General features: G+C 63.5%; 23 protein-coding genes and 1 pseudogene. 10 read left to right on the forward strand and 14 right to left on the reverse strand.

Annotated features, from left to right (window positions below):
• Positions 1–20 precede the first annotated feature (20 nt).
• The 6 genes and pseudogenes from VF34_RS25455 to VF34_RS03645 form a co-directional block, all read right to left on the reverse strand.
• Positions 21–827 carry an ATP-binding protein gene (locus tag VF34_RS25455; RefSeq protein WP_231578186.1) on the reverse strand — a complete coding sequence of 269 codons (807 nt, stop codon included), beginning with the start codon at positions 825–827 and terminating at the stop codon, positions 21–23.
• 66 nt (positions 828–893) lie between these two features.
• Positions 894–1,265: pseudogene (locus VF34_RS25460) on the reverse strand (AAA family ATPase); the annotation flags it as partial.
• Between the two features lie 116 nt (positions 1,266–1,381).
• Entirely contained in the window at positions 1,382–2,485 is a 1,104-nt protein-coding gene (locus VF34_RS03630) for an LLM class flavin-dependent oxidoreductase (RefSeq protein ID WP_045840858.1), read from the reverse strand.
• Positions 2,486–2,513: 28 nt separating this feature from the next.
• On the reverse strand, positions 2,514–3,560 hold the full coding sequence (locus VF34_RS03635) for an ABC transporter substrate-binding protein (RefSeq protein WP_045840859.1): 1,047 nt from the start codon (positions 3,558–3,560) through the stop codon (positions 2,514–2,516).
• A 36-nt stretch (positions 3,561–3,596) separates the two neighbouring features.
• Positions 3,597–4,313 (reverse strand): ABC transporter ATP-binding protein, encoded by a 717-nt coding sequence (locus VF34_RS03640; protein WP_045840860.1) that lies wholly within the window; start codon positions 4,311–4,313, stop codon positions 3,597–3,599.
• A 3-nt stretch (positions 4,314–4,316) separates the two neighbouring features.
• Positions 4,317–5,051, reverse strand: a complete 735-nt coding sequence (locus VF34_RS03645) for an ABC transporter permease (protein WP_442970609.1) — start codon at positions 5,049–5,051, stop codon at positions 4,317–4,319.
• Between the two features lie 242 nt (positions 5,052–5,293).
• Between VF34_RS03645 and VF34_RS03650 the strand changes: the two genes are divergently transcribed.
• Together VF34_RS03650 and VF34_RS03655 are read left to right on the forward strand one after the other, a co-directional pair.
• Positions 5,294–5,824, forward strand: coding sequence for a GNAT family N-acetyltransferase (locus tag VF34_RS03650; protein ID WP_045840861.1), 531 nt, complete (start codon positions 5,294–5,296; stop codon positions 5,822–5,824).
• A 109-nt stretch (positions 5,825–5,933) separates the two neighbouring features.
• Positions 5,934–7,001: a ParB/Srx family N-terminal domain-containing protein gene (locus VF34_RS03655; protein ID WP_045840862.1), complete on the forward strand. Its 1,068-nt coding sequence runs from the start codon at positions 5,934–5,936 to the stop codon at positions 6,999–7,001.
• A 30-nt stretch (positions 7,002–7,031) separates the two neighbouring features.
• Here VF34_RS03655 and VF34_RS03660 read toward each other — a convergent pair whose 3' ends face one another.
• Positions 7,032–7,688 carry a DedA family protein gene (locus VF34_RS03660; RefSeq protein ID WP_045840863.1) on the reverse strand — a complete coding sequence of 219 codons (657 nt, stop codon included), beginning with the start codon at positions 7,686–7,688 and terminating at the stop codon, positions 7,032–7,034.
• Between the two features lie 170 nt (positions 7,689–7,858).
• Between VF34_RS03660 and VF34_RS03665 the strand changes: the two genes are divergently transcribed.
• Both VF34_RS03665 and VF34_RS03670 read left to right on the forward strand, forming a co-directional pair.
• Positions 7,859–9,079, forward strand: a complete 1,221-nt coding sequence (locus tag VF34_RS03665; RefSeq protein ID WP_052718581.1) for a sensor histidine kinase — start codon at positions 7,859–7,861, stop codon at positions 9,077–9,079.
• Positions 9,070–9,714 (forward strand): response regulator, encoded by a 645-nt coding sequence (locus VF34_RS03670; protein WP_045840864.1) that lies wholly within the window; start codon positions 9,070–9,072, stop codon positions 9,712–9,714. Before VF34_RS03665 ends, VF34_RS03670 begins: the two co-directional genes overlap by 10 nt.
• Before the next feature lie 9 nt (positions 9,715–9,723).
• On the opposite strand, the gene VF34_RS03675 is transcribed toward VF34_RS03670, so the two are convergent.
• Genes VF34_RS03675 through VF34_RS03690 form a run of 4 tightly spaced genes read right to left on the reverse strand, consistent with a single transcriptional unit; the run spans position 9,724 to position 12,460 of the window.
• Positions 9,724–10,380, reverse strand: a complete 657-nt coding sequence (locus VF34_RS03675; RefSeq protein WP_045840948.1) for a nitroreductase family protein — start codon at positions 10,378–10,380, stop codon at positions 9,724–9,726.
• A gap of 7 nt (positions 10,381–10,387) precedes the next feature.
• Positions 10,388–11,374, reverse strand: a complete 987-nt coding sequence (locus VF34_RS03680; RefSeq protein WP_045840865.1) for an alpha/beta fold hydrolase — start codon at positions 11,372–11,374, stop codon at positions 10,388–10,390.
• A gap of 12 nt (positions 11,375–11,386) precedes the next feature.
• Complete coding sequence (locus VF34_RS03685) at positions 11,387–11,806, reverse strand: hypothetical protein (protein WP_231578181.1); 420 nt, start codon at positions 11,804–11,806, stop codon at positions 11,387–11,389.
• A 21-nt stretch (positions 11,807–11,827) separates the two neighbouring features.
• On the reverse strand, positions 11,828–12,460 hold the full coding sequence (locus tag VF34_RS03690) for an isochorismatase family protein (protein ID WP_045840867.1): 633 nt from the start codon (positions 12,458–12,460) through the stop codon (positions 11,828–11,830).
• Between the two features lie 122 nt (positions 12,461–12,582).
• Between VF34_RS03690 and VF34_RS03695 the strand changes: the two genes are divergently transcribed.
• Both VF34_RS03695 and VF34_RS03700 read left to right on the forward strand, forming a co-directional pair.
• Positions 12,583–13,563, forward strand: coding sequence for a GlxA family transcriptional regulator (locus tag VF34_RS03695; protein WP_045840868.1), 981 nt, complete (start codon positions 12,583–12,585; stop codon positions 13,561–13,563).
• On the forward strand, positions 13,560–14,396 hold the full coding sequence (locus VF34_RS03700; RefSeq protein ID WP_045840869.1) for an adenylate/guanylate cyclase domain-containing protein: 837 nt from the start codon (positions 13,560–13,562) through the stop codon (positions 14,394–14,396). The genes VF34_RS03695 and VF34_RS03700 overlap by 4 nt, the downstream gene beginning before the upstream one ends.
• Positions 14,397–14,600: 204 nt before the next feature.
• On the opposite strand, the gene VF34_RS03705 is transcribed toward VF34_RS03700, so the two are convergent.
• Positions 14,601–16,838: an NADP-dependent isocitrate dehydrogenase gene (locus tag VF34_RS03705; RefSeq protein ID WP_045840870.1), complete on the reverse strand. Its 2,238-nt coding sequence runs from the start codon at positions 16,836–16,838 to the stop codon at positions 14,601–14,603.
• Between the two features lie 238 nt (positions 16,839–17,076).
• Between VF34_RS03705 and VF34_RS03710 the strand changes: the two genes are divergently transcribed.
• From VF34_RS03710 to VF34_RS03720, 3 genes are all read left to right on the forward strand, one after another.
• Positions 17,077–18,453, forward strand: coding sequence for an NAD-dependent succinate-semialdehyde dehydrogenase (locus VF34_RS03710; RefSeq protein WP_045840871.1), 1,377 nt, complete (start codon positions 17,077–17,079; stop codon positions 18,451–18,453).
• Between the two features lie 68 nt (positions 18,454–18,521).
• Complete coding sequence (locus VF34_RS03715) at positions 18,522–18,818, forward strand: antibiotic biosynthesis monooxygenase family protein (protein ID WP_045840872.1); 297 nt, start codon at positions 18,522–18,524, stop codon at positions 18,816–18,818.
• Positions 18,819–18,865: 47 nt separating this feature from the next.
• Positions 18,866–19,729, forward strand: a complete 864-nt coding sequence (locus VF34_RS03720; protein WP_156158489.1) for an alpha/beta fold hydrolase — start codon at positions 18,866–18,868, stop codon at positions 19,727–19,729.
• A gap of 3 nt (positions 19,730–19,732) precedes the next feature.
• Here VF34_RS03720 and VF34_RS03725 read toward each other — a convergent pair whose 3' ends face one another.
• A complete protein-coding gene (locus tag VF34_RS03725; RefSeq protein ID WP_032393136.1) occupies positions 19,733–21,085 on the reverse strand; it encodes a cytochrome P450 in 1,353 nt (450 codons plus the stop codon).
• An 85-nt stretch (positions 21,086–21,170) separates the two neighbouring features.
• Here VF34_RS03725 and VF34_RS03730 point away from each other — a divergent pair, with 85 nt between their 5' ends.
• Entirely contained in the window at positions 21,171–21,788 is a 618-nt protein-coding gene (locus VF34_RS03730; RefSeq protein WP_176456978.1) for a TetR/AcrR family transcriptional regulator, read from the forward strand.
• 75 nt (positions 21,789–21,863) lie between these two features.
• Here VF34_RS03730 and VF34_RS03735 read toward each other — a convergent pair whose 3' ends face one another.
• Positions 21,864–23,222 (reverse strand): acetamidase/formamidase family protein, encoded by a 1,359-nt coding sequence (locus VF34_RS03735; protein ID WP_045840873.1) that lies wholly within the window; start codon positions 23,220–23,222, stop codon positions 21,864–21,866.
• Positions 23,223–23,252: the final 30 nt, after the last annotated feature.

The following is a 23,252-nucleotide window of genomic DNA, read 5'->3' on the forward strand; positions in this document are numbered from 1 at the left end:
TCCGAGCGGCCGAGGACCGGCTATGGCGCGAGCAAAGCCAACGGAATCACCGCGATACCGTCCTGTCGGCGGTAAGCGTGAGGACCTGTCGTCACTACGATCGCGTCCCTCATTCGACTGCCCACTGCGCTCCGAAGCCACTTCAGATGTCGGACATCGTGGTCCGTGATATCGGGCGAGACTTTCACCTCGATGCCGATGAACGATCCATCGCCTTGCTCGACGATCAGATCCACTTCGGCAGTCCTGCCACGGAAATGAAACAGCCTCGCCTCGTTCGCTTGCGCGTACACCTCGAGGCTTTGCGTTACGAACGACTCGAAAAGGTGCCCCAATCTGACGCCCGCCGAGCCGCCAGGCGTCAACAGGGACTCAGCTGTCACGCCGAGCAATCGAGCGCACAGGGCTGGGTCCACTAGATGGTGCTTAGGTGCCTTGGCCAGCTTCCCCAACGAATTATCCTGCGGCAACCATGCTTCTACGTCATGCAGCATGCGCAGGCGACTGAGCACATCGCGATAGTTGATCGATGTTTGACGGGTTGGCTTGTGGGTCGCACCCGGCGTTGCCGCATCCCTGATCGACTCCCAGGATGCTGTGGTCGATGTGGCTGCGGCGTATGCAGTCATCCAGGCACGAAGGGATTCCGGACGTCGAACCACGTGGCCTTGCTCCGGAAAGTCGTGTTCGATGATCGCCTGCAGGTAGCCGTCCAAAGCTGCGCGATTCGCGCGACCGGCGAGACGACGGATGCCAGGGAAGCCGGAAACCAGCACTTCTTCGATGTAATCGCCGAGCACGGTCTCGGTCGAACCCGAAATAGTCACCTGCCGGGGAGACAGCAAGTCCTTCAGGGATACAGCCGAATCCGACGGCCGACGTTCGGCGAAGCTCAGAGGCCACATTCGTACACGGACAATTCGGCCTGCACCGGAGTGGACGACAGCGTCGGAAGGCGGCGCGCTTCCCGTCAGCAGAAATTGCCCACCCGACGCATCGTTGTCCACGGCTCTGCGAACCAGATCCCATGACGGCGGGAATCGTTGCCATTCATCGATAAGCATGGGGCGCGCCGATCTCGCGAGCAGATCTGGGTCCGCAGAAATCAGCTGCCGATCCACCGCGTTGTCGAGTTCGAGAACCGACTTCGCACGGCGGGTGGCGGTAGCGGTCTTGCCTACGCCCTTCGCACCGTCGAGGTTGATCGCGGCTAGGTGAGGGAGGAGGTCGTCGAGCTCCTCGTCCACGATTCGCGGGACGTACATGGCACTGGACACGCATCCATCATACAGATTTACCCTCGTCTATCATCCATTTTTCGCATCATCTACTGGACAGATTTCCCAATTGCGCAGACCCGGCGGGTTCGATCCCACGTGCTCTAGCGCGCGGGAACCGTGATTCCTCGCGCGTCGAGGATGGGGCGTACTCCCTCGGCGAAGTGGTACGACTCCTCGAGGTGCGGGTAGCCCGACAGGATGAACTCGTCGAATCCGGCGTCGTGATACTCGCCGATCAGGTTCGCAACTTCCTCGTGCGAACCCACCAGCGCGGTACCGGCACCGCCTCGAACGAGACCTACTCCGGCCCACAGGTTCGGGTAGATCTCGAGGGAATCCTTGCTGCCCCCGTGCAATGCGGCCATCCGGCGCTGTCCCTCGGACTGCGACGACGAGTGCAGCGCGTGCGCCGCCGACACCTGTTCCTCCGGAAGCTCGTCGAGCAGCTTTTGTGCGACGGCCCAGGCCTCTTCGGAGGTGTCGCGGCTGATGGTGTGCAGGCGAATGCCGTAGGTGAGCTTGCGGCCCTCGGCGTCCGCGAGCGCCTGCACTTTCTCGATCTTCGCGCGAGCGTCGGACGGCGGCTCGCCCCACGTCAGATACGTCTGGACGTGCTTGGCCGCGACGGCGAGTGCGGGATCGGAGGAACCGCCGAACCAGAACTCGGGCAACGGGTCCGGGGCCTCCGACACGCGTGCATCTGCGACCTTGAAGAATTCGCCTTCGTGGTCGACCGACGTCTCCGTCCAGATCCGATGCACCAATCCGAGAAATTCGTCGGTGCGGGCGTAGCGCCGATCGTGGTCGATCCAATCACCGAACCGACGCTGCTCGACGTCGTCGCCCCCGGTGACAATGTTGAACAGCACCCGACCTTCCGAGAACCGCTGCAACGTCGCTGCCTGTTGCGCCGCGAGCGTGGGCGGCGTGAGGCCGGGACGGAAGGCGACGAGGAACTTCAGCCGTCGGGTGCTTTGCAGTAGAGCCGCCGTGGTCAGCCAGGCGTCCTCGCACCACGTTCCCGTCGGAGTCAGCACCCCCTCGTAGCCGAGTCGGTCCGCGGCCTGAGCCACCTCCGTGAGGTACCGCAGCGACGGACGACGGAACCCGGCAGGTTCGACGATGTTGGCCGACGCGTGAGATGCACCGACGATGGAGCGGCCGTCGCCAGCGGTGGGGAGGAACCAGAAAATGCGTGCGGTCACGAGTGAACTCCTACGACGTGGTGGGTGATCAGTTGGTGGCGGCGGTCGCGGCGGCGATAGCGTCGTTGTAACGCGTGTCGACGAAGTCTGCGAACGTGTTGCCGCCGGGGATGCTTCCGCTCTCGACGAATACATCGAACAGCGTCTGCTCGGATTCGATCACGTTGTTGTCCAGAGCAATTGCTGGTCGCTGGCTTCGTCCCTGCGCCAATTCACCCGCGGCCGGGTCGATGCCGACGGCGGTCGAGTACGCCGCCGCCCACTCTGCCGGGTGTGCGTCCGCCCATGCGGACGCCTTGGCCAGGCGAACCACGAAGTCTTGCAGCGCAGTGTTCTTCGCGGGATCGTCCAGAGCCTGCTGAGACGCGATACCGAAGCCGTACCCGTTGGCCACGCCCTCAGCAGTGGTCAGTGTTTTGGAGCCGTTCTGGACCTGCGCGATCGCAGTGAACGGATCCCAGATCGCCCAGGCATCGACCTCACCCGAGGTGAATGCCGTCAGCGCATCAGCGGGCTGAAGGAACACCAACTGAACGTCGTCGGTGGTCAAGCCTGCCTTCTGCAATTGCAGCAAGACGTGGCCGTGCGCCGAACTTCCCTTACCCACCGCGATCTTCTTACCGCGCAGGTCGGCGAACGACGCCAGAGTCGCATCAGGTGGCACGAGAATCTGATCCCCGCTCGCATCGTTGGTGTACGCGGACACGACCTTGATGCGGGCATTGGCTGCAACCCCGAAGACGGGAGGCGTGTTGCCGGTGACCGCGAAGTCGATCTGTCCGGCCGTTGCGGCCTCCACCTGAGGCGGGCCGGAAGTGAAGGTGGAGAACGCAACATCGTAGGGAGCGGAGTCCAGCTCACCCGATGCGCGCAGTAGGGCTTCGGTGCCACCCTTCTGGTCGCCGACGTCGAGGGTGACTGTGGCGAGTTGGTCGTTCGAGACCAGTTCCGGGGCCTGGGTGTTGATGGTATCGCTACCACGCGAGACGCAACCGGTGAGTCCGATGACCGTCAAGGACAGGGCAGTGAGCACACCGAGTGCGCGCAGAGAGCGAGGACGAGCATGTGACGACATGTGTGAAAGATCCTTGTCAGGTGCCGAATTGGACGTTCAGTGAACTCCGAGAGCTCCGAGCAGATGGGTGCGGAGGCGGGAAAAGCCCGGCGTTCCGCGATCGCGGGGGCGGGGCAGATCGACGGTGACGGTGTCCGAGACTGCGCCGTTCTCGAGCACTACAACCCGATCGGCCAGCGCGATCGCCTCGTCGACATCGTGCGTGACCAGGAGGATGCCGAAGCGGTGCCGTCCCCACAGGTCGAGCAGAAGTGACTGCATGGTCAGTCGTGTGAGTGCGTCGAGCGCGCCGAACGGTTCGTCGAGGAGCAGCAGTTCGGGCTCCCCCACCAAAGCCCGCGCCAGCGTAGCGCGCTGAGCTTGCCCACCGGACAATGTGAGTGGCCATGCGTCTCGCTTCTCGGCCAGCCCCACCTCGTCGAGAGTCGCGTCCGCAGCAGTCAATGCTTCGTTGCCGGTGACGCCTGCGGTGTTCAGACCGTAGGAGACGTTCTGGCGAACCGACCGCCACGGGAACAGTCGTGGTTCCTGGAACGCGACTGCAGGATGTCCGGCGACGTGCCGCTCCCCTGTGTGGTCGGTCGACAGTCCGGCCAGGACACGCAGGATGGTCGACTTACCGGAGCCGGAACGTCCGACCAGCGAGACGATTTCGCCGCGCTCGATGGACAGGTCGACACCCTTCAACACGTGACTGGATCCGTAGAACTTGTCGATGCCCCGCAGGGTGGCGACGGAAGTCGTCGTAGTCATGACTCACGCATCCAATCGGTAACGGAGGGCTCGTTTTTCGAGAATCCGGACGATGCCGTCGGTGCCGATTCCCATCAGCGCGTAGACGACGAGCCCGAAGATGATGGTGTCGACCCGTAGGAAGTCCCGCGCGTTGTTGATGACGTATCCGAGACCGGATTCGGCGTTGATCTGCTCGGCCACGATCAACGAGAGCCACGCAATGGCCAACGACTGCCGAAGTCCCACCAGCAATTGGGGCGCGATGCTCGGCAGAATGATTGTGGTGAATCGTTGTCGCCACGAGAAACCGAGGACAACTGCGGTGTCGAGAAAGTCGCGATCGATCTGGCGGATGGCCGAGAACGTGTTGAGGTACAACGGAAATGCGACTCCAAGAGCGACGAGCAGAATCTTGGGAGTCTCGCCGATCCCGAACCACAGGATGAACAGTGGGATCAATCCGAGGTGTGGGAGTGCACGCAGCATCTGCAACGGCGGGTCGACGGTTGCTTCGGCGAGCTTCGACAGTCCGACGAGCGCCCCGAGTGCCACCCCGATCAGGCCGCCCAGCAGGAGTCCTTGAACCACTCGCGTTCCGGAAATAGCCAGAGCGTCGGCCAATTCACCGTTGCGCAGCAATTCCAGACCCGCGTCGAAGATCAGGGACGGTGCGGGGAGAACACGTTCGGAGAGAACTCCGGCAGCACTGGCGATCTGCCAGAGAACGAGTAGGACGATCGGCGACAAGGCGCGCAGGACGGTCCATCGGTATCGCTGCCACAGTGGAGTTTTCGCCGAGACAGGCACCGGGTCGACCTTCGGTACGACGCTGTGCCGCGTGTCCACAGGTCCCGCGGGAGCGGCGTACGACGTCACGACCATGTTCACGTGCCTTCCACTTGATGACGATCAGCTTCGACTCACCACCCTCCGTTACGAGAGGGGTCCGGGGCCAGGGTTCGAATCAGCGTGAATTTAGGTCGGGCAGAATCGGACATATGACAGTCGAGCCCATCCACACCGAGCGCCTGACCCTTCGTCTGTACGAACCAGACGACGCAAACAGAGTTCTTGCGTACTACAGCGATCCCGAGGTGTGCCGCTATCTCCTCCACGAAGCGTGGACCCATGCCGACGCCGTTGCGGCGGTGGGTAAGCGGATGAAGCGAAGCGGGCTGCACACCCAGGCATTGGCGATGGTCGTCGAACATCAAGGCACTGTGGTGGGCAACGTCGAGGCATGGTTGGTGGACGGATCCCCGGCACTTGTCGAGCTCGGCTGGACCTTCTCCCTCGCCGTGGCGGGTCGTGGCTACGCCACCGAGGCGGTCGACGCGTTGATCGAGCACGTGTTCTCACTGCCCCAGATCCACCGGATCAGCGCACAGATGGACGGACGCAACGACGCGTCGGCCCGGTTGGCCGCCCGGGTCGGGATGCGTCAGGAAGCGCACTTCCGCCAGAACTGGTGGTGCAAGGGCGAGTGGACCGACACGCTCGTCTACGCACTGTTGCGCGAGGATCGCTGACGCACATCATGCGACGTTCACCTCCGCGTCGGTTCCTCGACACCGGCCGGTGACCGCGGTGCGACAGTCTCGGAAAACTTCACTTTCCGAACTTATGGGAGTTTCACGAATGGCATCGCGTCGCGGAGCTGCTCTACTGGGCACGCTCGCTTTGATCTCGATCGTCTCCACGTCGATGGGCGGCGTCGCCACTGCCGCCCCGGCACGGACGGCGTCGCCGCTGTGTCAGGTTGCGGACTTGCTCCCCAGTGGATCGTCCTCGGGCCTCGGCTACCAATGTGCCGAAGCCGGTGAGCTTCTCGATCTGCCGATCGGTGACGTCCGCGCGACACAACCGTCGCTCGGGTACGACGAGGTGTACTACAAGCTCGGTCGATACACGCTCGGCAAGGACGAGATCAACAAGAAGTTCGACGACTGGTGCGAGGCCAACGGGCAGGAAGAGGCCGCCTCCGCATTGCCCGATGCGCGACTGGACAATCCGTCGTCGTTCACCTGCACAGTGCCCGTCGGCCAGGAAACTCCCGACACCATCGCACCGATGAAGACCGTCGTCATCGGGCCGGGCGGTGTGCCGTACCTGACCGACGGACACCACACGCTGACCTCGTTCTACGAATCCGCTGACGGTGGACCGAATATGCATCTGCGTCTGCGGGTGGTCGCCAATCTCAGCGATCTGAACCCGGCGGATTTCTGGGCACGGATGAAAGCCGAGAAGTGGGTGTGGAACTACGACGTCGACGGCAACGAGGTTCCGGTGGAGCAGCTTCCGTCGGGAGTCGGCCTCGCCAAGTTCCAGAACGACAAGTACCGCAGCCTGATGTACTTCGCGCGCGACATCGGCTTCACACCCGGCACCATCCCCTTCCAGGAGTTCTATTGGGGCGCATGGGTTCGCGACTCGGCGGAAGTCGACATCAGCGGCTGGGACAGCAACAACCTGGCGAGCTACCTGAGCACCGTCGAGTCGGTCTCGCGCGCTCAGGTGGCGGCCCCGAAAGACGCGGTGATCGACAGTGGCCGCACCGCAGCGGAACTCGGCGCTCTGGATGCGTGGAACGACGGCAAAGCAGCCAACAAGGGTGAATTCGCGAAGCTTTCGGCACTGTACTCGGCCGACAAGCCCGGCAAGCTGGCCTACGCCTTGCAGTACAAAATGGGGCTGCCCCGATAGGTGCATGTCAGGTCACCGGGGCCGGCGTCGTCACACACAGGCCTGGCGGCGAGACCGCAACCGCAGGGCCACGAAGGCGACGAAGGCAATGGCGACCGTCACGATAACGATTTTATGCAGGATCTCGGCGTACGAGTCGACCAGGTGCCAGTTCTCGCCGAGCTTGTATCCCGCGGTGACGAAAATGGTGTTCCAGATGAGACTCCCAATGGTGGTGAGTAGAAGGAACTTCGCCATTCCCATCCGCTCGATCCCGGCCGGCAGGGAGATGAAGCTACGAAAGAGCGGGATCATTCGGCCGAGCAGAACTGCCTTCGAGCCGTGCTTGGCGAACCATGCCTCCGAGCGGTCGAAGTCGCTGGCCTTGATCAGGGGAATTCGCGCTACCAATGCTCGTGTGCGCTCGCGTCCGATGAGCACACCCACCGCGTAGACGATGACCGCGCCCAGTACCGAGCCGAGCGTCGTCCAGAAGAGCGCAGCACCGAAAGAGAACGCTCCCTGACTGGCCGAGAACCCGGCAAGTGGGAGAACGAGTTCGCTCGGGATCGGCGGGAACAGATTGTCTGCACCGACGACGACCGCTGCGCCGGGGCCGCCAAGGGCATCCATGACGCCGACCGCCCACCCGGCCAGTCCGTCGAGAGTGCTGGTTTCTGCTGCTGTAGCAATTGATATGTTGGACATGGCAATTCCATTGTTCGTCTATGTTTCCGGTCGTGAAGGACACGGAAAACGCTACGAACTATGTGGTTGCGGGACATCGAGGAAGACCGTCGCCTGCCGCGGGGCTATCTGCATGGAAGTGTGTGGTTTACCGCAGTATCAGCGGCCACTTGCTCGGATACGCTGCTCGTGTGCTGGCCAACCGTGACGTCTACTCACCCGAGCAGGCTGATCGCGCGTCGATCGGCTCACTTCTACGGCGCTGGCTCACGGCACTTTCCGGAGTTCTGCTCGGAATCTTCACCGCGATCGCGGCTCTGTTGTTCTCCCTGGCGGCTTTACTCGCCCTAGCACTGGTGCGTCTCCTCGGCCGGTGGGGAGAACCAATACGGACGCCCGTAGATGAGACCGCATTGATATTGTCCGACTTCGAGATCCGGCGGATCACACGCTTTCACGGCGCGTTCACCACGGATGCGGCGGCCCCTCGTCGCTGCCGCTGGTATCTCGGAATTCGTTGGCCTATCGGGCTGCTCGGGCTCGGCGTGATTCTCCTCCTGACGCTGTGTCTCGTCGTCGCCGCATCGATGGTCTCGGCATGGACTCTCAGCGGCGACTGGGGCTTGATCGAGGACTCCAACCGCGTCGACGGCGGACTCGTTTCCATGGCCGCACTACCCGGAATCCTCCTGATTTTCGTCGCGGCAGTCGGAGTGGCAGGGGTGGGATCTCTCGATCGTTGGTTCGCCATCCAGGTACTCGGCCGGCAGTCGGATCGGTTGCTGCACCACCGGGTTGCCGAGCTGACGAGCACCCGCGATCATGTCGTGGACGCTATCGACGACGAACGCCGACGCATCGAGCGTGACCTGCACGACGGCGTGCAACAGCACCTGGTTGCTTTGGGAATGCTCGTCGGCCGGGCTCGCCGCGCTGAAGATCCCGACAAGGTGCACGAACTCCTCCGCCAAGCCCAGGTCGCCTCGCAGGGAGCGATGGACGAGCTGCGCGAGGTTGCCAACCGGGTGTATCCGATCGCACTCGACAAGGACGGCCTGCGTCCAGCTCTCGAGGCGCTGGCCGAGCGGTCCGGTGTGCCCGTTCGACTCTCGTACGAACTGACAGAGAGGTTGCGCCCCGCTGTGGAAACAGCCGTCTACTTCGTCATCTCGGAGGCGGTGACCAACGCAGCCAAGCATGCCTCCCCGAGATCGTTGGAGGTCGAGGTCACGCGGCAGATGTTCGATCGCATACTGGCAACCATCACCGACGACGGGTCCGGTGGTGCCGATCCGTCCGGCACCGGATTGTCCGGACTGGCCCGCCGCGTCGCTGCCATGGATGGCACCCTCACCGTGGACAGCCCGGTCGGCGGCCCGACCGTTGTGACTGCGAGCATCCCATGCGCGTGATCGTCGCGGAGGACTCGACGTTGCTGCGTGAGGGCCTGGTCCGTCTGCTCGTCGACGAAGGCCATGACGTGGTCGCGTCCGTGGGCGACGCCGACGCGCTCCTGGCTGCCGTGGAACTGGCTCATCCCGACATCGTCGTCACCGATGTTCGGATGCCTCCAGGCCACAGCGACGAGGGGCTGCGGGCGGCATTGACCATTCGCAGTCGATGGCCGGAGGTGGCAGTGCTCGTGCTCTCCCAGTACGTCGAAAACCGCTACGCGGCAGAGCTGATCAGTGGGCCGGGAGGCAAGGTCGGGTACCTGCTGAAGGACCGAGTCGCGCAGGTCGACGAGTTCCTGGACGCCCTCGACAGAGTTGCCGGCGGCGGGACTGCCTTCGACCCGGAGGTGGTGCGCCAGCTGTTGTCTCGCACCACCCGATCCAATCCCCTCGAACGACTGACGCCGCGCGAGCGCGATGTGCTCGAGCTGATGGCGCAAGGTCTCACGAACGCCAGAATCGCCGCTGGTCTGTTCATTTCGGTGAGCTCGGTCGAGAAACACATCAACGCCGTGTTCGACAAACTCGGATTGGCGAACTCCACCGGTATGAGTCGACGGGTGATGGCAGTGGTTGCCTTCCTGCGCACGTAACCGATCCGACTACCAGCGATCGACGTGCAGCACCGTCTCGATGGGATCCCGCGGCGCGACCTTGAACGTCTCACCCGTGTAGTACGCCGTCGGAATCAACGCGCCCTGATGGAAGTCTTCGGGGATGCCGAGAAGCTCGGAGATCTCCGCCTCGCGGGCGAGATGAATTGTGGTCCAAGCCGTTCCGAGGCCACGTGCCCGTGCAGCCAGGGCGTAGTTCCACACCGCAGGCAGCAGTGAGCCCCACAGACCGGCCTGATTTCCCGCCGGGAGCGTCTTACCTGCTTGGATGCACGGGATCAGCAGTACCGGAACTTCACCCATGTGCTCGCCGAGCCATCCCGCGCTGTCGCCGACTCGCTTCTGCACCGAGGCGCGTTCCGGATCGTCCGCAAACAAAGCCGACGCGGAATGCTTCGACGCCTGATACGCGGCGAACAGCTCGCCGTAGATCGCGCCGATCCGGGCGCGAAGATCGGGATCGGTGACGACGATCCACTGCCAACCCTGCTTGTTCGACCCAGAAGGGGCCTGCAGCGCGATCTCGAGACATTCCTTGATCAGTTCCATCGGAACCGGCCGCGTCAGGTCGAGACGCTTGCGGACGGTGCGCGTCGTGGTCAGCAGTTCGTCGGGAGTCAAGTCGGCAATCGGGAAAGAAGTCACCTCACGATCATGCACCATTCGGCCTCTGCAGGGCCCGGTTGATTAATTCCTCGTTCGCAGCGTCCCAGCGCGCCGCCATCGACATTCCCCCATGCCCGTCGCCCTCATCGATGATCAGTGTCGACCCGGGCCAACGTCGATGCAGAAGCCACGGTGTGACTGCCGGCCCTGAGATGTCCTTTCGGCCGTGGATCAGGACTCCTGGGATGTCCACCAGACCGTCGGCACGTGCAAGCAAGGGCGGATTACAGAACCCGTCGTGCGACCAGTAATGCGCGGTCAGCCGCACGAATGCCAGCCGGAACCGGTCGTCGTCCCAGCGCGGATTACGCCGAACACCATTGGTACCGATCGAGATGTGCACGTCCTCCCACAGCGCCCACTCCCGAGATGCACTGTCCCGCAATTGCACATCAGGTGAGTTGAACAGACGGTCGTACGCGTCGACTATGCGACTCTCACCTAGTCGATAGCCGACGCCCGACTGCTCGGCGAAGGTAGCGAAGCGATCCCACGCTTCCGGGAAGACCGAGCCGACTCCTTCGGTGATCCAGTCGACCTCCGCGCGGCTGGTCGTCGTGACAGAGACGAGGACGATGCCGAGAACCCTCGTCGGATGTGCGAGAGCGTAGGCCAGAGCAAGAGTCGAACCCCAGGATGCGCCGTTGACGATCCACGCCTCGACGCCCAGGTGCTCACGCAAGGCCTCGATGTCGGCGATCAGATGATCAGTGGTGTTGGTAGTCAACGACGTCGAGGGATCGGATGCATGTGGTGTAGAACGGCCGCACCCACGCTGCTCGAACCCGACTGCGCGAACACGAGACAGATCGAAGTGTCGTCGAAACTGACTGGCGTTCAAGGTCCCGCCTGGCCCACCGTGCAGGTAAACCGCTGGGACACCGTCGGACGGGCCCCATTGCTCCCAGTAGATGCGTTGCCCGTCCCCGACATCTAGCATTCCGTGCAGTGCCGGCTCGTCTTCCGATGTCATCCCGCCATCACATCATTCGAGAGGCATTATCTGCTGGATCATTGCCCACGCGGACGCGTCGACCCACGAGGGGTTGGCCTGCTGCGGAGACCGGAACACCTCGAGCATCGACAACTCCTCGATGCGCTGGATGTCCGCCGCGAGGATCGGCTCGTCGAAGAGCGTGATGTCGGTCGAGATCTTCCACTGCGGGCCGGGGACTGGGGTGCCGGTCAACCGACCTGCACCCCAGATCCCGCGTCGCGGATGGCTACTGACCCAGAACAGCACGGGTTGCCCGGGTTTCATCAAACGCGTTCGGTAGTTGTCGGCAACGCACCAGTTCTCGTGCGGACGTCCGGCTTCGATCATCGGTGCAAGTGCGGTCTTGTGCGGATTGCACTTGATCACCCACGCACCGAGCGTCTGGTCCGTAATTGCCCGTGCCGTCACCGTCGCCATCGTAATGACGACTTAGGCAACCGCGTCGTTGCCCTGCGCTGCCGAGACCACCAGATTACTTGCGGTCAGCTCATTTCCGTTCTTGACTGCGTCGACCCACTGGTCGGTGGACGCCACTGCCGCGAAGTTCGACTGGTAGAGCACCATCAGTGCCTTGTGCAGCTGCTCGGCAGAGACTGTGCCCGCCTCGTTGGAGAGGTTGATCGCACCGGTGGCGTCGGACAGAATCTCGACGGTCAGGTCAAGCGCCTCGGCGTCGGCGCTGGAGGCAAGGTCGCAGTTGTTCGTCATGTAGCCGACGATCGTGACAGTGTCGATGTTGTTGGTCTGCAACCACTTCGCGACACCGGTTCCAACGAACACGCTGCTGTACTGCTTATCGACTCGCTCGAACGAGGGCTGCACGACGGCCTGAATGTCGGGATGCAGCTCGTAGGTCGGGGTGCCCTTGACGAAAGCAGGCGAGCCTTCGGGCATCTCGTGCTGCACGATGGCCACCGGAACATCCTGCGCCACAGCCGCTTCGATGGTACGAACGATGTTGGCCAACGACTCGTCGCGAGGCGGGTACTGGATCTTCAGCACTCCCTCGAAGTATTCCTGCTGTACATCGATGACGATGAGGGCTCTACGCGGTGCGGTCATGGACGTTCTCCTTCAGGTGGCGTACTCGGTCGATACCCATACTTCGGCACCGACCTTGCGTTCACGAGTGGCACGGATGCATACTTTCGATGAAATTGCGCCAATTCGTCGATCGGAGATTCATGCGCATCGCGCTGTACGTGTTTGACGGCATCACCATGTTCCACCTCGCCGCGCCGTTGATGGTGTTCGGCGAGGTGACGCGCCTCGGGCTGGCCCCCGACTGGGAGACGCGGGTGTGGTCCGATGAGCCAGGGTCGATCCGCACCGAGGAGGGCTTCCCCGTCGGCGAGATCGAAGGCCCCGACACCGCCGATTGGGCCGACATCGTGATCGTGACATCGTGGCCGGAGTCGTTGCCACACATCGGCACTCACCTGTCCACCGCTCTTCGAAGTGCCCACCGACGGGGAGCCCAGATCGCAGGACTGTGTCTGGGGTCGTTCGCCGTCGCCGACACCGGACTGCTCGCCGGACGCCCCGCCGTCACCCATTGGTCCAAGATGACCGAACTGCGCGACCGCAATTCGCAACTCGGCCTCGACGAGTCCGTGCTCTACATCGACCACGGCGACGTCATGACCTCCGCGGGCACGGCATCGTCGATAGATTCCTGCCTGCACATCGTCCGCAAACACCTCGGCGCGGCAGCGGCAACGCGGGTGGCACGCAGCCTCGTCGTCGCACCCCATCGCGACGGCGGTCAGGCGCAATACATCGAACGGCCGGTCATAGAGGCGTCGGAGGACTCCGCGATCGCCGACGTCCAGAGCTGGGCGATGGAGCGACTGGCCGAGCCCCTACCGATCGAGCGGCTCGCCGAGCGGGCACGTATGAGCCGGCGTAGTTTCATCCGGCAATTTCAGTATGCGACGGGAACCACGCCCGCGCGCTGGGTACTCGACCAGCGGCTCGACGCGGCCCGCAGCCAACTCGAAACCACCGGCCACAGCATCGAGAGCATCGCTGCCTCGTGCGGATTCGGCAGCGCCGTCACCCTGCGTCAGAACTTCCACTCGGCGTTCGCCGTCACGCCCACGGCCTATCGGAAGCAGTTCGCGGTGGGTTGTGCAACCACGGACACCGCCGAGAGGCGAGGATGAGCAACGTGATCCTGTGGATAGTTGCCGGAGTCGAGCTCGCCGCCATTATCGCGCTCGGTGTGGTTCTCATCGTGTCTCGACGAAAGTTGAAGCACACGCGTCGGGCACTCGACCGCGCTCTCGAATCGCAGCAACGCCGTAAGCGACGCGGCCTGGTGCCCTTCGCGATCAGAACCGCCTTCCACACCACGGACCTACTCATCAACAAGGGATTCGGCGCGACCGTCCGCAACTCCGTCGAAGACCTCGCGGGCTGGGCCAAGGTGGAACGCCCCGACCTGGCACGCATGACGGCCGACGGCGACATCGTGGTCATGTTCTCCGACATCGAAGGATCCACCGCCCGCAACGAGGAACTGGGCGACCGCGGTTGGGTGAAACTGCTCGAGAAGCACAACAAGCTGATCCGCAAACACGTCGACGACCACGGCGGACACGTGGTCAAGAGCCAGGGCGACGGTTACATGATCGCCTTCTCCGACCCGGCTGAAGCCGTGCGCTGCGGGGTGGAAGTCCAAGAAGCGCTGCAGAAGAACCCCGACCGCTGGGATCGCATCCGCGTCCGCATGGGCGTGCACGTCGGCAGCTCGGTGCGTCGGGGCGACGACCTGTTCGGACTCAACGTCGCCATGGCGGCAAGAGTGGCGAACCAAGCCGAGGGCGGAGAAATTCTTGTCAGCGAGCCGGTGCGTGACGCCATCGCCAGGGCGGACGGCCTGACTCTGGGGACGCCCCGCGACGTCGAACTCAAGGGAATGAGCGGAAGCTTTCAGTTGTATCCGGTGGCGCTGCCGGCACTTCCGAGTGCGGAGACCGGCCCCGCGAGCGCATGAATGTCCCATTCACCACGTCTGAACGCGTGAATGTCGCATTGATCCCAATGCACAACCGGGGGCGAACTGTGGACCTGGACGGCTGGCGGCTGCTGCTAGGTCCGAAAGTTGTTGCCCCCGAACGAAGGAATGGCCCATTCACAACGTCTGAGCGCGTGAATGGGCCATTCATCCCGAGGGGGGGTGGTGAAGCAGGCAGAAGAACTACTGCTTCGCCGACTCCAGTGCCTCGTTGAACGTCGTGGACGGACGCATCACTGCGGCGGTGGCTTCGGGGTCCGGGTAGTAGTAACCACCGATGTCGACCGGGTTGCCCTGTACCGCGTTGAGCTCGCCGACGATCTTCTCTTCGTTCTCCGAGAGGGTCTTGGCCAGTGCGGCGAAGTGCTTGGCCAGCTCGGTGTCCTCGGTCTGCTCGGCGAGTTCCTGTGCCCAGTAGAGCGCGAGGTAGAACTGGCTGCCGCGGTTGTCGAGTTCACCGGTCGAGCGCGACGGGCCCTTGCTGTTCTCGAGCAGCTTGCCGGTGGCCGCATCGAGTGCGGTGGCGAGGATGGTCGCCTTCGCGTCGCCGGTCTTGGTGCCCAGGTCCTCGAGACTGACTGCCAGAGCCAGGAACTCACCCAGAGAATCCCAACGCAGGTGATTCTCCTCGATGAGCTGCTTGACGTGCTTGGGAGCGGAACCGCCTGCACCCGTCTCGTACAGTCCACCGCCGGCCATCAGCGGAACGATGGACAGCATCTTGGCGCTGGTGCCGAGTTCGAGGATGGGGAACAGATCGGTGAGGTAGTCGCGCAGGATGTTGCCGGTCGCGGAGATGGTGTCGAGTCCGCGGATGAGGCGTTCCATCGTGTAGCGGATGGCACGCACCTGCGACATGATCTGGATGTCGAGGCCCTCGGTGTCGTGATCCTTCAGGTACTTGCGCACCTTGCCGATCAGTTCGTTCTCGTGCGGGCGGTACGGGTCCAGCCAGAAGACGACCGGCATTCCCGACTCGCGAGTGCGTCGCACAGCCAATGCAACCCAGTCGCGGATCGGCGCGTCCTTGACGATGCACAGACGCCAGATGTCGCCCTCTTCGACGTCCTGCGTCAGCAGAACCTCGCCCGTCGCCAGGTCGGTGATGTTGGCGACGCCGCCGGCGGGGACCTCGAACGTCTTGTCGTGCGACCCGTACTCCTCGGCCTTCTGCGCCATCAGGCCGACGTTGGGAACGGTGCCCATCGTCGTCGGATCGAACTGACCGTTGGTCTTACAGAAGTTGATCATTTCCTGGTAGATGCGGAAGAAGGTCGACTCCGGGCTGACGGCCTTGGTGTCCTTGGGCCGACCGTCTGCGCCCCACATCTTGCCGCCGCTGCGGATCATCGCGGGCATGGACGCGTCGACGATGACGTCGCTGGGCGAATGGAAGTTGGAGATTCCGCGTGCCGAGTCGACCATCGCCAGTTCCGGACGCGTCTCGTGGCACTTGTGCAGGTCGTCGATGATCTCCTCGCGCTGCGCGCTGGGGAGGGCTTCGATCTTGCTGTACAGATCCGACAGACCGTTGTTGACGTTGACGCCGAGCTCCTCGAACAGGTCGCCGTGCTTGGCGAACGCGTCCTTGTAGAAGACCTTGACGGCGTGACCGAAGACGATCGGGTGCGAGACCCGCATCATCGTGGCCTTGACGTGCAGGGAGAACATGATGCCCGTCTTGTAGGCGTCCTCCATCTGCTCCTCGTAGAACTCGATGAGCGCCTTCTTGCTCATGAACATGCTGTCGATGACGTCGCCGTCGGTGAGCGACACCTTCTCCTTGAGGACGATGGTCTCGCCGCCCTCGGTCAGCAGCTCCATCTTGACCTCGCGGTCGCCTTCGACGGTCATCGACTTCTCGCCGTGGTAGAAGTCGCCGTGGCGCATGTGCGCAACGTGGGTGCGCGACGCCGGCGACCATTCACCCATGCTGTGCGGGTGCTTGCGCGCGAATTCCTTGACGGCCTTGGGTGCGCGGCGATCCGAATTACCCTCGCGCAGAACGGGGTTGACCGCGCTGCCGAGGCACTTGGTGTAGCGGTCGCGGATTTCGCGCTCTTCGTCGGTCTTCGGGTTCCCGGGGAAGTCGGGGATCGCGTAACCCTTGTCCTGCAGTTCCTTGATCGCGGTCAGCAACTGCGGAACGGAGGCACTGATGTTGGGAAGCTTGATGATGTTGGTGTCGGGCAGCTGCGTCAGCTTGCCCAGCTCGGCGAGGTTGTCGGTCACTCGCTGGTCTTCGTTGAGGTAATCGGGGAACTCGGCGAGGATGCGGTTCGCAACCGAGATGTCACTGGACTCGACGTCGATGCCGGCCGCGCTGGCGAAAGAACGTATGACCGGCAGAAACGCGTGAGTCGCCAGCATCGGCGCCTCATCGGTCAGGGTATAGATGATGGTCGGCTTCTTCGCTGTCATGTTTCGCCTTTGCCTCAGTTTCGACGTCGTCTTTTGGATGCGTTCGTCCTCAACTTTAATCTTCGTTCTCGCCGCTGTGGGGGGCAGTGGGGTATCACTCCATCTGCGCATCCAAGTTACCGACCAGTAGGGCGCTCAAAGGATTTCGCGACCTTCCTCGATCCGGCCCTGACCACCGGCGGAGCATCCGATTTGCCCGACTAGGAACAACAACCCTGCCGCGCTCGTTGAACCGATCATGACGACCTACAAAACTGTCAATCCTGCCGACGGCACAACCGTCAAGGAATTCGAAACTCTCGACGCGGCGGGCGTCGAGCGTGCACTGGCCGACGCCGACGCCGGCTTCCGTACGTGGCGAAAGACCTCACCGGAGCACCGCGCCGAAATCCTGACCAAGGTCGCCGATCTCTACACCGAGCGCTCGGACGAACTGGCCCGAACGATTTCGCTCGAAATGGGCAAGCCGCTCACCGAATCCCAGGGCGAGGTGGAGCTGTCGTCCAACATCTACCGCTACTACGCAGACAACGGCCCCGCGCTGCTCGAGGACGAGAAGCTCGACGTCCCCGGCGCGGAAGACACTGTGCTGCAGCGCAAGCCGGTAGGGGCGCTCGTCGGCGTCATGCCGTGGAACTTCCCGTACTACCAGGTGGCCCGGTTCGCAGGCCCGAACCTGATGGTGGGCAACACGATTCTGCTCAAGCACGCACCGAACTGCCCGCAGTCGGCGCTGCTGATGGAGGAGATCTTCCAGCAGGCCGGACTCCCCCGGGACGCATACATCAACATCTTCGCGACCAACGAGCAGATCGCCGACATGATCGCCGACGCCCGCGTGCAGGGCGTCTCCCTCACCGGAAGTGAGCGAGCCGGAACGTCCGTCGCCGAGACGGCCGGGCGCAACCTCAAGAAGGTCGTGCTCGAGCTCGGCGGTTCGGACGTGTTCATCCTGCTCGACTCCGCGGACATGGACGCCACCGTCGAATCCGCAACCCGTGCGCGCCTGTCCAACGCAGGCCAGGCCTGCAATGCCGCCAAGCGCATACTCGTCGCCGAAGATGTCTACGACGAATTCGTCGCCAAACTGGTCACGTCCTTCGAGGCCGTGCAGACCGGCGATCCATTGGATGCCAACACCACCCTCGGTCCCCTGTCGTCGCAGACCGCTGCCGACACGTTGATCGAGCAGATCGACGACGCGGTGTCCAAGGGCGCGACACTGCTCACCGGTGGCAAGAAGATCGACGGACCGGGTGCCTACGTGCAGCCGACGCTGCTGACAGACGTGACCCCGGACATGCGCGCCTACAGCGAAGAGCTGTTCGGGCCGGCCGGTGTGATCTACAAGGTCGAAAGCGCGCAGCAGGCAATCGAACTGGCGAACTCCTCCGCATACGGTCTCAGCGGCTCGGTGTGGAGCGCTGACCTCGACAAGGCCCGCGACGTCGCCGAGCAACTCGAAGTGGGCATGGCGTTCGTCAACGAACACGGCACCACACTGCCCGGCCTGCCGTTCGGCGGTGTGAAGCGCTCCGGCGTCGGCCGCGAGCTGGGACCGTGGGGCATGGACGAATTCGTGAACAAAAAGCTCGTCCGAGTCTCCGCGAAGTAGCCGTACTCGCCGATGCTCCCCGGGCAGTTGCTCGGGGAGCATCGCGCTGCTGCGGTCATACTGTCTCGGTGATCGTCGAACACGCCCTGCTGCATGTCATCCCCCACCGAACCGACGAGTTCGAAACCGCGTTCGCCGATGCGAAATCGATCATCGCGTCGATGCCGGGGTTCGTGAATCTGACCCTCTCGCGGGGCATCGAGCAGCCGAATACCTACCTGCTGTTGGTGAAGTGGGAACGACTCGAAGACCACACCGACGGCTTTCGTTGTTCCGACGAGTATCAGCAGTGGAAGTCGCTGCTGCACCATTTCTACGAACCGTTCCCCGTCGTCGAGCATTTTGCTCCGATGCTCGAGGCGTAAGAGTTAGGTTCGTGTCTCGACCCTCTCGCCGCACCAAGGAGATTTCCGTGGCCAACGCTTCGTCGTTCGTGTCCAAGCAGGACGACCTCGAGATCAGCACCTACACCTGGGCGACGTCCGCCGATCCTGCTCGCGGTGTCGTACAGATCGCGCACGGACTGGCCGAGCACGGCAGCCGGTACGCACGCTTCGCTGCCGCTCTGAACGACGCCGGATTCCACGTCGTCGCGTCGGATCACCGCGGCCATGGCCAGTCGATCGTGGACACCCCCGGCGATTTCGGGGCCGCCGCATTCGCCGGCCTGTGGGCAGACATCGAGCAACTGGGCGAATCACTTCTGACCGAGTACCCCGACCTGCCTCTGTTCTTGTTCGCTCATTCCATGGGATCCTTTGCTACCCAGCATGTTCTGATCGAGCGATCGGATCTGTACGAGGGCGTGGTGCTGTCGGGCTCGACGACACTCGACGTACTCGCCGCAGGAATGGCCGACGCCCCAGCGGGCGACCTCAGCGTGTTCAACGCCGCCTTCGAGCACCGCACCGGATACGAGTGGCTCTCGCGCGACGAGGCCGAGGTGGACGCCTACGTCGCAGATCCACTGTGCGGCTTCGACCTTCCGGCGTCGACGGTGCCCGCGCTGTTCGGTGAGGCCGAGAAGCTCGCCGATCCCCGCAACCTGGAGCAGATCCGCTCGGACCTCCCCCTGCTCATCACGTCGGGAACGGACGACCCACTCGCCGGCGGCGGCCAGTTGATCGAGACACTGGCGTCCCGCTACCGCGAGGCCGGCATGAGCGATGTGACCGTCACGCTCTACCCCGGCGCGCGCCACGAGATTCTGAACGAGACCAATCGCGACGAGGTCACCGCCGACATCATCGGCTGGCTCACCGAGCGCGCCGGGTAATACTTACCGCCGTCGAAGCTGCACAGGCTGCCCGTCCTCGGGGAAGGGCAGCGACGTGAAGTTCAGCGGTGCAACGTAATCGGGGTCGACCGTCCAGTCGAATCGCAGCAACAGGTGATGCATGATCGTCTTGATCTCGGCCCCGGCGAAGAACATGCCGATGCATTTGTGGACGCCGCCGCCGAACGGCTCCCACGCATAGCGGTGCACCTTGTCCTCGCGGCGATCGGCGGCGAACCGCCCGGGATCGAATTGCTCGGGGTTGGGCCAGTACTGCTCCATGTGATGCGTGAAGTGCGGCGCGACAGAGGCGTACGTTCCCGCGGGCACGAACTTGCCCTGCACCTCGGTGTCCTTCACGGCACGGCGGGCCACCACCGGTGTGGGCGAGACCAGGCGCAAGCACTCCTTCATCACCAGATCGACGTTGGTCAGCTCGTCGAGTTGCGCGAACGACGGAGCATCGGTGCCCAGCGCCTCGCATTCGGCCCGGCACTTGTCCTGCCACTCCGGATGCTGGCCGAGGTACTGCATCATCGTCGACAGCGTGATCGTCGACGTGTCGTGCGCAGCCATGAGCAGGAAGATCATGTGGTCGATCACTTCGTCGTCGGAGAAGTGCTCTCCGTCGTCACCCTCGATGTGGCACAACACCGAGAAGAGGTCGTCGGTCTCGGTGGCTCGACGGGCCGGGAGGTAGCGGCGGAAGAACTGGTCGAGCACCGCTCGACCGTCCAGACCCCGCTTCCACCGCGTGCCCGGAACGCGGTAGCGCACGATCGACGTGGCAGCCTGCACGCAGGCGATGAAACTCGCATTGAGCTCAGCGATGTCGGCGTCCGTCGTTCCCTCCGCACCTCCCATGAAGATGCTCGTCGCGACGTCCAGCGTCAGCGCTTTGAGCGCCGGATAGACCTGGAAGTCGCGGCCCGGCTGCCACGCGTCCAAACCCGTTGCTGTGACTGGATTCAACGCTGCGACGGACTTGGTCAGCCGGTCCCGAGTGAAGGCCTGCTGCATGATTCGTCGATGACGTAGGTGCTCCTCGGAGTCGAGCAGCATCAGCCCGCCGTGGAAGAACGGCCCGATCAACAGCGACCAGCCGTCACCGTTGGCGAACGCCTTGTCCGCGTTCTGCAGCACCTGCTGACACGCATCGGGACCGAGAACGGTGATCCACTTCTGCCCGGCCATCGTCATCCACGAGACCTCGCCGTACTTGTCCCACCGACTACCGAGCAGCTTCAGAGGGTCTCGAATGTACTCGAGCGTGTGCCCGACGACGGGAAGACCGCCGTCGCCGAACACCGGTTGGAGAGCTGAATCTGCGGGTGGAGCAGCCAGAGCACGTGCCATTGTCGACCTCCGTCAATCTGACATGGTGCCATGTCAGATGAGATGTAGTCTGCGTCACAGTCACGGTCTCTGTCAAGATCTACCCATGCCTCCCACGACGCGTCGCTACAACGGCATGAGCGCCGACGACCGCGCGGCCGACCGCCGAGCGAGATTGCTCGACGCCGGCCTCGAGGTATTCGCGGCAGCCGGAGCGAAGGGTGCGACCATGACCGCGATCTGCGCACACGCCAAGCTGACCGAGCGCTACTTCTACCAAAACTTCAGCAGCAGAGACGACTTGCTCGAGCAGGTCGTGGAATCGGTGTCCGCCGAGATACGAACGGCAGCGCTGGATGCACTGCACTCCCCCGCCCGGACCGTCGACGAGAAGGTACACAATGCGGTGACCGCGTTCGTCGGCGTCCTGACCGAGGACCGCCGCAAGGGCCGGGTCGCGATGATCGAATCGCTGGCCGTCGACTCCCTCCGCGAATACCGACGAAAGTCATTGCGCGGCTTCGCCCATCTGGTGGCCGAACAGTCGCGCGAACTCTACGGCGAGAAGGCTTGGCCCCAACCACAGTCGGAGATCAACGGTCTGCTCTTCATCGGTGGACTTGCCGAACTCGTGATCGCCTGGCTGAACGACGAAATCGACATCGCACCTGCAGACATCGTCGACGCCGCAACACGTCACTTCATCGCGACGGCGCATCGCTGAGGTGCGCTACGCGCAGTGGCGTGTTTATGAGCCCGCAGAGGCACTTACCCGCACCACTGCGCCGGAGGCGCACTCCTACCGGTCGAAGTGCGTCTTCGAGATCTGCCCGTGCACGCCGACGGTCTTGTCGACCACCTGCGAGACAGTGAAGTTCGCGGCAGCGGAGAGGTACGCATACGCCGTCGCCCGGTCCATGCCGAGATCGGTCTCCAAGAAGTCGAGAGCATTGACCACCGCGCGACGCATCGCCGCATTCAGGTCCGAGCTCTGGCCGTCGACGGCCCCGTCCGGGTCGGACAATCCGATCGGGATCCACGAGTCTTCGTTCTCGGCAAAGGGATACGAGTACGCGACCGACGGCGCGTCACCGCTGCCCGCCTTGCAGACCGTAAGGCGGAAGGTGCCGCGCAGAGACCCCTCCATCGCAGTCAGCGCCACCTCACCGTCACCCATCGCCATGTGCGGATCGCCGACGTAGAACAACGCGCCCTCCGCGAACACGGGAAGGTAGAACGTCGAGCCGACGCCGAGCAGACCGACGTCGATGTTGCCGCCGCCGAGCGTCGGGGGAATCGAGTTGGCATTCGGGGATGTCAGACCCGGGTCGCTGGCGAACGCCACGCCCATCATGCCCATGAACGGGCGCAACGGAAAGCGCACGGCCGCATCGCCGTACCGCATCACGCCCTGTCCGTCCTCGACGGACGTGAACGTGGATACATTGCCGTACTGCGTCGGATCACCCGATTTCCTGCCGTCGCTTCCGATCGGCGGCATGACCTCGTCCAGGCTGATGCCCGCCGGCGCCTCGCCGGACGCCGTGACTGCCAGAGCACCCTTGCCGTGCCTGCTCGACACCACACCGTACGGCACCCGCGGAACGGCCTCCATAGTTTCGATCTTGAGAACGTCTCCGCGCTGCGCACCTTCGATAAACACCGGACCGGTCACGACGTGCGGTCCGTCGACGTCGAAGTTGCGTACCGTCCTGTCGTATCCGCCGGCGATGTCGATGGCGTCCTGGAGGACGTCGGACTCCGAAACGCCTTTGCCGCCGAAGAATTCGACGGGATCGCGGCCCTGGTCCTCGAGAATGCCCTCGTGGCTGAGCGCATCGATGGTCACCGTCTCGCCGGACTTCATCTGCAGCACCGATTCGGACTCGACCGTCGGGACGTACCCCCACAGGACCTTGTCGACCTCCGAGCTCAGGTAGTGATCGCCGGAGATGTCACCGGCTCCCGGCTGAAGAATGCCGACCGGTGCCGGAGCCGATGAACTCGCGGCGGCAGTGGTCGTCGAGGTCGTCGAACACGCAGCTGTTGTGGCCAAGCCGGCCCCGGCGCTCATCGCTGCCACCGCCCGAATGAAGCCGCGTCGACCGATCCCTTTGCTGATCGTTTCCGCTGCCTGCTCTGCCATCGACTGCGCCATGCTGCCTCCTGAATTGTCCGAATATCGAAC

Source organism: Rhodococcus sp. PML026 (assembly GCF_000963615.1).
Taxonomy (GTDB): domain Bacteria; phylum Actinomycetota; class Actinomycetes; order Mycobacteriales; family Mycobacteriaceae; genus Rhodococcoides; species Rhodococcoides fascians.

Excerpts from the sequence above, each read along its gene's own strand:
- VF34_RS03700 (WP_045840869.1), top strand. The coding sequence starts at position 13,560 with ATGAGCAACGTGATCCTGTGGATAGTTGCCGGAGTCGAGCTCGCCGCC.
- VF34_RS03680 (WP_045840865.1), bottom strand. The coding sequence starts at position 11,374 with ATGACATCGGAAGACGAGCCGGCACTGCACGGAATGCTAGATGTCGGG.
- VF34_RS03640 (WP_045840860.1), bottom strand. The coding sequence starts at position 4,313 with ATGACTACGACGACTTCCGTCGCCACCCTGCGGGGCATCGACAAGTTC.
- VF34_RS03635 (WP_045840859.1), bottom strand. The coding sequence starts at position 3,560 with ATGTCGTCACATGCTCGTCCTCGCTCTCTGCGCGCACTCGGTGTGCTC.
- VF34_RS03670 (WP_045840864.1), top strand. The coding sequence starts at position 9,070 with ATGCGCGTGATCGTCGCGGAGGACTCGACGTTGCTGCGTGAGGGCCTG.
- VF34_RS03660 (WP_045840863.1), bottom strand. The coding sequence starts at position 7,688 with ATGTCCAACATATCAATTGCTACAGCAGCAGAAACCAGCACTCTCGAC.
- VF34_RS03655 (WP_045840862.1), top strand. The coding sequence starts at position 5,934 with ATGGCATCGCGTCGCGGAGCTGCTCTACTGGGCACGCTCGCTTTGATC.
- VF34_RS03730 (WP_176456978.1), top strand. The coding sequence starts at position 21,171 with ATGCCTCCCACGACGCGTCGCTACAACGGCATGAGCGCCGACGACCGC.
- VF34_RS03705 (WP_045840870.1), bottom strand. The coding sequence starts at position 16,838 with ATGACAGCGAAGAAGCCGACCATCATCTATACCCTGACCGATGAGGCG.
- VF34_RS03725 (WP_032393136.1), bottom strand. The coding sequence starts at position 21,085 with ATGGCACGTGCTCTGGCTGCTCCACCCGCAGATTCAGCTCTCCAACCG.
- VF34_RS03690 (WP_045840867.1), bottom strand. The coding sequence starts at position 12,460 with ATGACCGCACCGCGTAGAGCCCTCATCGTCATCGATGTACAGCAGGAA.
- VF34_RS03710 (WP_045840871.1), top strand. The coding sequence starts at position 17,077 with ATGACGACCTACAAAACTGTCAATCCTGCCGACGGCACAACCGTCAAG.
- VF34_RS03735 (WP_045840873.1), bottom strand. The coding sequence starts at position 23,222 with ATGGCGCAGTCGATGGCAGAGCAGGCAGCGGAAACGATCAGCAAAGGG.
- VF34_RS03650 (WP_045840861.1), top strand. The coding sequence starts at position 5,294 with ATGACAGTCGAGCCCATCCACACCGAGCGCCTGACCCTTCGTCTGTAC.
- VF34_RS03695 (WP_045840868.1), top strand. The coding sequence starts at position 12,583 with ATGCGCATCGCGCTGTACGTGTTTGACGGCATCACCATGTTCCACCTC.